The following is a 7744-nucleotide window of genomic DNA, read 5'->3' as shown; positions in this document are numbered from 1 at the left end:
CTTCCAGGCGCGGAGGGCGGGCTCGCGCGGGCGGGTGGGCTTCAGGGAAGATGCGCGAGGTGGCCTCCACCAGCGCGAGGACGGCATGGACCTGGAAGAGTTGCGAGCCTTCGTGGGCGTGGCGGAGACGGGCTCGTACCTGGAGGCGGCGGAGGTGCTGGCGGTGTCGCGCACCACGCTGCGCAGGCGCGTGGAGGCGCTGGAGGCCCGCGCGGGCGTGGCGCTGCTCACGAGCACCCGGACGGGCATCGTCCTGACGGAGGCGGGGGCCCTGCTCGCGCGCCGGGGCCGCTTGATGATGCAGGAGACAAGCGCGCTGGTGGCGTCGCTGCGCGAGGTGGGGCACACGCCCTCCGGCACGCTGCGGGTGGTGCTGCCGGTGGGGATGCCGCCGCACCTGCTGGCGCCGCTCTTCGGACTCTTGAGGACCACCTATCCCCAGCTGCGCGTGCACGCGCGCTTCAGCGAGCACCCCTTGTCGGAGTCGCTGGAGGACGTGGACCTGGCGGCGCACTTCGGCGACGCGCTGCCCCGCGGGCCGTGGCTGTCGCAGGTGGTGCTGCGCGTGCGCGAGGGGCTGTGGGCCAGCGAGGCCTACCTGCGCCAGCGTGGCGTGCCCACCTCCGTGGAGGACCTGAAGGCGCACGAGCTGTTCTGCTGGCAGGCGCCCGGTGACGACGCGAGCGTGTGGCCCACGCTCACGGGGGCCCCGTTCCCGGTGGCGCCCGCGCTCATCTCCACCGACATCCACTTCGTCCGTGTGTGTTGTCTGGCGGGGCAGGGCATCGGCCTGATTCCCAGCGTGGAGCTGCCGGACCCGGCGGGAGGGGACGCGCTGGTGGCGGTGCTCCCGGACGTGGTGGGCCGGGTGCGTCCCTTGAGGCTGAGCGTGCCGGAGGCCCTGAGCGAGATTCCCAAGGTGCGCCAGGTGCTCACGCACATCCGCCAGTTCCTCGAGCCGCTGTGATGGGGCGGGCGGCCATCGGGTGGCCATCTTCGGCCATCCGCGCGCCCTCGCATCCACGCTACGCCAGGAGCGTCTCATCCCCGCCCTGGAGCCCGCCATGCGTCCGTTGCTGATGTCGCTCGTGTCGACCTGTGTCCTCGTGTCCTCGGCCCACGCCAAGGACCCCGCGCTCGGCGCGAGCACCTTCACCGTCTACGAGGCGTTCCTCAGCCCCGCGCAGGAGCCGGGTGAGGAGTCGGAGGTGCCCAAGCTGTTGGAGAAGAGCCTGGGCGCCACCGCGCCCTCGACGCCGCGCGAGGCGCGCAAGTCCCGCGGGCACGGCGTGCTGCGCTTCAGCAAGGATTTGACCCGGGCCTACGTGGAGGTGGAGATGACGGGCGTCAATCCCGCGGACATCCTCATGTTCCACATCCACTGCGGGCCGCCCGGGGTGCTCGGGCCGGTGGTGGTGGACTTCGGGGAGCTGGGCAACCTGTCGAAGACGCTCGCCAACGGGCGCTGGTCCGTGGAGCTCACCAACGCCAACGTCACCTTCGTCAAGGAGATGAAGGGCATCAAGCCCGGGCTGCCGGAGAGCTGCCCCGCGGAGCTGGGGTTCCTCGCCCAGACGCGGACGCTGGCCAGCCTGGAGTCCCTGGCGCGCAAGGGCGTGCTCTACTTCAACCTGCACACCAAGGCGCATACCTATTACGGGGAGATGCGCGGACAGCTCTACGCCGCGCAGCCCTGAGCGCTCCGCGCCGCCGGCGCAATCGTCTGGCTTTTCGTTCGATATGCGGGAGGGGCCCCGGACGTTTGGACTCCAGGGGCCGGAACACATGAACGAGGAGCTTCATGACGAACCGGTGGAAAGGTGGCGCGCTCTGGGTCCTGCTCTGCGCTGGGATGGGGAGCGCGTGTTCCCGCGAGCTGGATGACGTGGTGAAGGTGCCCGTGGAGCAGGGGCCCTCCCACCGACTGGAGGACCACGGGGATTGGTCCGCCGAGCCGCTCGCCGCCTGCCCGGTGCTCCCCGCCGGGAGCACGAGCGCCGCGTGCGGCACGCTGGAGTCCTTCGACCTGTCGGCCTGCTCGCGCGACAGCCTGGGGGCGGTGCGGGGCGCGGGCATCTTCACCCTGCATGTCATTGGCAATGACATCCAGACGAACGACAACAGCCAGGGCACCGGGGCGGTGCGCATCCTGGAGGATGGGCGCGTGCTCCAGGATGGCGTGCCCTTCCCGGAGTCGCGCCTGGATGAGAACACCTTCTTCGCCTCGCGCGGCGGCACGCTCCCGGATGGGCGGGCGTACCGGACGTCGATGGTGGGGTGCAAGGCGGAGGGCTCGACGCGGATGACGGGCTGCTTCGTGAACTGCCTGGGGGGCGCGCCGGCGTTCCAGGGCACCTTCGAGCTGGAGAAGGTCCGCCGGCGCGAGGGCGAGGCGGAGGGCTCCAAGCTGGAGCTGGTGGGCGAGGGCGTGGTGCCCCAGGGCACGGTGGCCGACGTCTTCGTCACCAAGGGCCACGCCTACGTGGTGTCGCTGGAGGATGCGTTCAAGGGGCCCGGTGGGCTCTATGTGTTCGACCTGGCGGACCGCGAGGCGCCCCGGCTGGTGAGGAACGTGTTCTTCCCGGGGGACAGCTACTGGAACGGGGTGTGGGCCAAGGACGACGCGCTCTACGTGGCCAGCGCGGCGCGGGGGCTGCTCGTGTTCGACATCTCGGACCCGGCGGACCCGGTGCTGGTGAGCGCGTTGCCGGGCGGGGGGGCGGTCAACGTGCACACCGTCTTCGTGGCGATGGACCGGCTGTATGCGATGTCCATCTCGCCGGCGCCGGTGACGCTCATCTTCGACGTGAAGAACGCGCGGGAGCCGGTGCTGCTCGGCCGCTACGCGGACCCGAGCGTCAATCCCAGCGTGGCCTCCTTCCCGCATGACGCCACGGGGTGGGGCAACCGGCTGTTCGTGAATCACTGGCGCGCGGGCCTGCTGATGCTCGACGTGAGCGACCCGGCGAACGTGGTGAAGGTGGGGGAGTATGTCTATCCGCGCTCCACCAGCCACACCAACCGCTGGCACTACGTGAACAACCGCCTCATCGTCTTCGAGGGCGGCGAGGACTGGGGGGCGCACGTGCGGGCCATCGACATGACGGACCCGAAGGACCCCATCCTCGTGGGGGAGTACCGGCTCACCCCGGGCGTCTCCGTGCACAACATGGAGCTGAAGGGGAATCGGCTCTACCTGAGCCACTACCAGCACGGCGTGCGGGTGCTGGACGTGTCGCGGCCCTCGGAGATGAAGGAGGTCGCCTACTACAACACCTGGCGGGAGACGGACCGGGCGCGGGGGTTGATGTTCTTCGACGGTGCCATCGGCGTGCGCATCCCGGATGACGGCTACGTGTATGTCATCGACACCTCGCGGGGCCTGCTCATCTTCGAGGAGGTGGAGTAGCGGTGGGGTCCTCCGGATGACTGGCATGGTCTCGCGCGGGCCTCCTGGCCTAGGCTCGCGCGGGGCGCCGGGTCATTCGAAGTCGGGAGCCGGAGAGATGGGCTCGATGAAGCGTTACGGGTGGATGGTGGTGTTGCTGCTCGCGGGCGGCTGCGGTTCGCGTCACCACGGGCCGACGGTGCACGAGCGCCGGGCGGCGATTCGCGCCGAGCATGAGCGGAAGTACGGCGGCGAGGGCTTCCAGTCCACGCACTGGGGCATGTCGCGCGCGGAGGTGCGGGCGCTGTACCCGGAGGCGCTGGTCACGGCGCGCGAGGACCTGGTGGTGTCGACGACGCTCGCGGAGCGTCCGGCCCGGGTGTTCTTCCTCTTCGCGGGCGACAAGCTGGGCTCGGTGTTCGTGCGCTTCGCGACCCCCGAGGTCCTGCGGGACGAGCACCAGCAGATGGTGGAGGTGCTGAACGCGAAGTACGGACGGCCCCGGAAGCGCGGCTCGTCGCGCCGCGTGTTGAAGTACCGCGAGTCCATCGACCTGGCGTGGCTGCTTACCAAGACGTCGCCGCCCGCGGCTGTGTGGGAGCCCGCGCGCCGGGGTTCCGCGTTCGGGACGAGCGAGGCACCTGCGGAGGCGATGTCCTCGCCGCCGCTCGTGGAGGAGTCGGGGCGGGTGACCGTGGCGACTCCCGTGGAGGGCCAGGCGTCGGGAGGACAGGCGAGGAGCGCGCGGGCGCAGGCGACGGGAGGACAGGCGGAGAGCGCGGCGTCCGCGCAAGCTCCGGCGATGGAGGGACGAGCGGGGAGCGCGGCATCCGCGCAGGCTCAGGCGACGGGAGGACAGTCAGGGAGCGCGGCGTCCGCGCAGGCTCCGGCGACGGGAGGACGAGCGGGGAGCGCGGCGCCCGCGCAGGCTCAGGCGACGCGAGGACAGTCAGGGAGCGCGGCGCCCGCGCAGGCAAGCGGAGGTCCGGCGGACGACGCGACGGCCTCATCGCGCGAAGAGGCTTGGGAGGGCGAGGAGCAGATGGGCGCGCCGCCGCTCGTGGCCGTCGAGCAGGACGCGATGGACGAGGCGCCGCCTCCGCTCGTGGAGGCCCAGGTGGACGAGGACGACCGGCCCGACGCGTATGAGGACATCGAGGAGGAACCCACTTCTCCGGAGCCGGAGATTCGCGCGTCCCGGAACGGCTACGTCGTCGTCGCCCGCTGGAAGGCCCCGGAGACGGCGGTCCGGCTCCTGGGCTACCAGGTGGCGAGAGACCGGCTGCTGACGCTGCTCTACGAGAGCGACGCCTACGGCGAGGAGATTCGCGAGGAGATGGGGAGGCGGCTCGCCGCGGAGCTGCGCAAGCAGGCCCGCGACTTCTAGCGGACAGTGACGGCGGACCCCGAAGCACTCCCTGCTTCCCGCCGCGCGAAAGACATGGTTCCTCCCGGCTTTCGTCACGGAAGTCCGGCCGGGAGGAGTCACATGCGCATCCAGGGTTCGAAGGTCGCCCTCGTCACCGGGGCATCGCGAGGCATCGGCGCGGCGGTCGCGGAGCGGCTCGCGCGGGACGGCTTCAGCGTCATCGTGAACTACTCACAGTCCTCCGCGCCCGCGGAGGCGCTCGTGCGTGACATCGAGCGGGCCGGCGGCAAGGCCCTGGCCGTGAAGGCGGACATCAGCAAGAGCGCCCAGGTGCGCGGCATGTTCGACGCGGCCGAGAAGGCCTTCGGCGGCGTGGACGTGCTGGTCAACAACGCGGGCATCATGACGCTCTCGCCCGTGGCGGACATGGAGGACTCCGCCTTCGAGCGGCTCGTCGCCGTCAACCTCCAGGGCACCTTCAACACCCTGCGCGAGGCCGCGCGTCGGCTGCGCAAGGGCGGGCGCATCATCAACTTCTCCTCCAGCGTGGTGGGCCTGCTGCAGCCCACCTACGCCGTCTACGCGGCCACCAAGGCGGGCGTGGAGGCAATGACGAGCGTGCTGGCCAAGGAGCTGCGCGGCCGCGACATCACCGTCAACGCCGTGGCCCCGGGCCCCACCGCCACGGACCTGTTCCTCGACGGCAAGCCCCAGGAGGTCGTCGACCGGCTGGCGAAGCTGGCCCCGCTGGAGCGGCTGGGGCAGCCCGTGGACATCGCGTCGGTGGTCTCCTTCCTCGCGGGCCCCGACGGCGCGTGGGTCAACGGTCAGGTGCTGCGCGCCAACGGCGGCATCATCTGACGCGGAGTGCCCGCGTCACGGCGAGCCGTGCACGTCGACATAGGCGCGCTGGGCCGGCACGGACACGAGCCGGCCCTCCGGCATCACGTACGCGGTGAGTCGCCCGCCGTACACGCAGCCCGAGTCGAGCCCCACGGCGTGCGGATGTTGCTGCACGCCGCGCATGGCGTCGTGGCCGAAGATGACCAGCTCCGGCCCCTTCCAGCAGCTGGCCCAGGGCACGCCGCCGTCCACCCGCTTCGACGGCGTGCCGTCCGGGGCGATGCTGCGCAGGTTGAGCAGCTCGTCCGCGCGCTGCGCCTCCAGGGGGACTCCCGGCACCAGCCCGCCGTGCACCGCGAGCACGTTCAGCTCCGGGAAGCGGCGATACAGCGGCTGCGCCTCCAGGTACGCCCAGTCCTCGGCGCACAGCGTGTCGAGCACCTGGCGGTGCTCCTTGCCCAGCTTCTTGCCCTCGGGCCCGCGGCCCGAGTGCCAGCGCAGCACGTGCGCGTCGTGGTTGCCACGCACCGCGAGCATCCCCAGCTCGCGTGCCCGCCGCACCACGCCCGCCGAGTCCGGCCCCTTCGCGACGAGGTCCCCCACCAGCACCACGCGGTCGTCGGGGCACCAGCCGCACGCGGTCAGCAGCGCGTCCAGCTCCCGCGCGCAGCCGTGCACGTCGCCGATGAAGAGCGTGCGCATCGCTCACTCCACCTTCGAGCGCAGGAGGCGGCTCAGGTTGACGTCGAGCTGGCTGGAGATGAGGCGCAGCACGCTGTCGAGCTGCGAGCCGGTCAGCCGCAGCTTCTCGGTGAGCAGCCGCCGCGTCTCCTGGAGGAGTGACTCCTGCGCGGCCACCACCCAGCGCGCCGCCGTGGAGCGGTGCACGCCGTACAGCGCGCCCAGCTGGTCGATGCTCAGCCCGTCCAGGTACTTCATGCGCAGGAAGTTGCGCTGACGCGCCTCCAGCGTGCCGAGCGCGGTGGTGAACGACGCGCTGAACTCCGCGCGGTACGTGTTCTTCAAGTAGACGAGCTCCGGGTCGTCCCCGGGCGCGACGAGCAGCGACAAATCCCCGTCATCCGCCTGGGGGTGTCCGCCGCGCTGGCGCTGCCAGTCGAGCGCGAGCCACAGCGCCGCGGCGCGCACCCAGCCGCTCAAGGGCCCCGTGCCGGGGTAGGCCGCCAGCCGGGCGGGGGCATCCTGGCTGCCCACCAGCATGCGCTGGCGCAAAAGCTGGCGGACCTCGTCGAGCCCCGAGGGGGGCAGCTTCAGCCGCGCCACGGCGGCGTTCACCTCGGGCATGAAGCTGGCCTCGAAGGCGCTCAACGCGGAGGGGAGCTGGTCGGCCGCCGCGCGCGCCAGGTAGACGTCCGGGAGGTGGAACTTCTCCACGTCCTCGGAGGGCGCCTGCGCGGGGAGCAGCCGCGCCAGGTGGACGACGAAGCGCGCGCCGTCCAGCTCCACCCCGGGCCACGCCGCGCGCGCCGTACCCAACACGCGCGCGAGCAACGCCTGAAGCGGGGGCAGCGACTCCGGCGCGCAGGGGACACCTCGCGCCGCGATGAAGGCCTGGGCCAGGGAAACGTCCGGGGAGGACACGCCGTGGGACGATAGCACCCCCCTCCCGTAATCCAGATTCGACCATTTCCGAAGTGAACGCTTGTTTGCCCCGTCTCGTGACGGGAGTGGGACGCCTGGGTGCCTTGTGTGACAAGGGGCTCGCCTGTCCCGGAAACGGGCGCCCGCGGCCCCTGGACCGCGCGCTCCCTGGCCCGGCCATTGCTGGTATGGGACGGGAGTCGACGTCGCGGAGGTACACGTGGAGTCCATTGGTGGCGGGCCTGGGGACGCGGCTCATACCTCGTGGTTGGAGCTGAGCGCGGGTGCGCTGAGGCACAACGTGGAGGTGTTCCGGGCGCTGGAGGGGGGCAAGGGGCCCTCGGGGGCACTGGGCGTGGTGCTCAAGGGCAATGCCTACGGGCACGGGCTGTCGCAGGTGCTGCCGGTGGTCCACGGGCGGGTGGACATCCTGTATTTCATCGCGCCGCAGGACGCGCTGCGGGTGCGGGAGCACGAGCGGGCCCAGGGCCTTGCTCCCCGGCAGGTGGTGGTGCTGGGGGCGGTGGCGCCGCAGGAGGCGG

General features: G+C 71.5%; 8 protein-coding genes. 6 read left to right on the top strand and 2 right to left on the bottom strand.

Translation table 11 applies throughout. The features are described 5' to 3' along the window. The 5 genes from FL311_RS38770 to FL311_RS38750 form a co-directional block, all read left to right on the top strand. On the top strand, positions 1–967 hold a 967-nt coding region (locus tag FL311_RS38770; protein WP_305036184.1), incomplete at its 5' end, for a LysR family transcriptional regulator. A gap of 97 nt (positions 968–1064) precedes the next feature. Beyond that, the gene (locus FL311_RS38765; protein ID WP_141332680.1) at positions 1065–1697 is read left to right on the top strand and encodes a CHRD domain-containing protein; all 633 of its coding nucleotides are present in this window, start codon (positions 1065–1067) and stop codon (positions 1695–1697) included. A 104-nt stretch (positions 1698–1801) separates the two neighbouring features. Beyond that, positions 1802–3409, top strand: coding sequence for an LVIVD repeat-containing protein (locus tag FL311_RS38760; protein WP_141332679.1), 1608 nt, complete (start codon positions 1802–1804; stop codon positions 3407–3409). Between the two features lie 106 nt (positions 3410–3515). Next, positions 3516–4775, top strand: a complete 1260-nt coding sequence (locus tag FL311_RS38755) for a hypothetical protein (RefSeq protein WP_141332678.1) — start codon at positions 3516–3518, stop codon at positions 4773–4775. 102 nt (positions 4776–4877) lie between these two features. Next, on the top strand, positions 4878–5618 hold the full coding sequence (locus tag FL311_RS38750) for an SDR family oxidoreductase (RefSeq protein ID WP_141332677.1): 741 nt from the start codon (positions 4878–4880) through the stop codon (positions 5616–5618). Positions 5619–5633: 15 nt separating this feature from the next. On the opposite strand, the gene FL311_RS38745 is transcribed toward FL311_RS38750, so the two are convergent. After that, positions 5634–6302: a metallophosphoesterase gene (locus FL311_RS38745; protein ID WP_141332676.1), complete on the bottom strand. Its 669-nt coding sequence runs from the start codon at positions 6300–6302 to the stop codon at positions 5634–5636. Positions 6303–6305: 3 nt separating this feature from the next. Continuing rightward, positions 6306–7202: a transcriptional regulator gene (locus tag FL311_RS38740; RefSeq protein ID WP_228557365.1), complete on the bottom strand. Its 897-nt coding sequence runs from the start codon at positions 7200–7202 to the stop codon at positions 6306–6308. Positions 7203–7422: 220 nt separating this feature from the next. On the opposite strand from FL311_RS38740, the gene FL311_RS38735 reads away from it, so the two are divergent. Then, positions 7423–7744: alanine racemase (locus tag FL311_RS38735; protein ID WP_194869551.1), on the top strand; the 322-nt coding region annotated here is incomplete at its 3' end.

The sequence above is a fragment of the Myxococcus sp. AB025B genome (assembly GCF_006518215.1).
In the GTDB taxonomy this organism is placed as follows: domain Bacteria; phylum Myxococcota; class Myxococcia; order Myxococcales; family Myxococcaceae; genus Myxococcus; species Myxococcus fulvus.
Note: the sequence above shows the minus strand (reverse complement) of the source record. Positions and strands in the feature narration are given on the sequence as shown.

What these genes read in the sequence shown, in the direction of transcription:
- FL311_RS38755 (WP_141332678.1), top strand. Translation starts at nt 3,516, where the DNA reads ATGAAGCGTTACGGGTGGATGGTGGTGTTGCTGCTCGCGGGCGGCTGC.
- FL311_RS38760 (WP_141332679.1), top strand. Translation starts at nt 1,802, where the DNA reads ATGACGAACCGGTGGAAAGGTGGCGCGCTCTGGGTCCTGCTCTGCGCT.
- FL311_RS38750 (WP_141332677.1), top strand. Translation starts at nt 4,878, where the DNA reads ATGCGCATCCAGGGTTCGAAGGTCGCCCTCGTCACCGGGGCATCGCGA.
- FL311_RS38765 (WP_141332680.1), top strand. Translation starts at nt 1,065, where the DNA reads ATGCGTCCGTTGCTGATGTCGCTCGTGTCGACCTGTGTCCTCGTGTCC.
- FL311_RS38745 (WP_141332676.1), bottom strand. Translation starts at nt 6,302, where the DNA reads ATGCGCACGCTCTTCATCGGCGACGTGCACGGCTGCGCGCGGGAGCTG.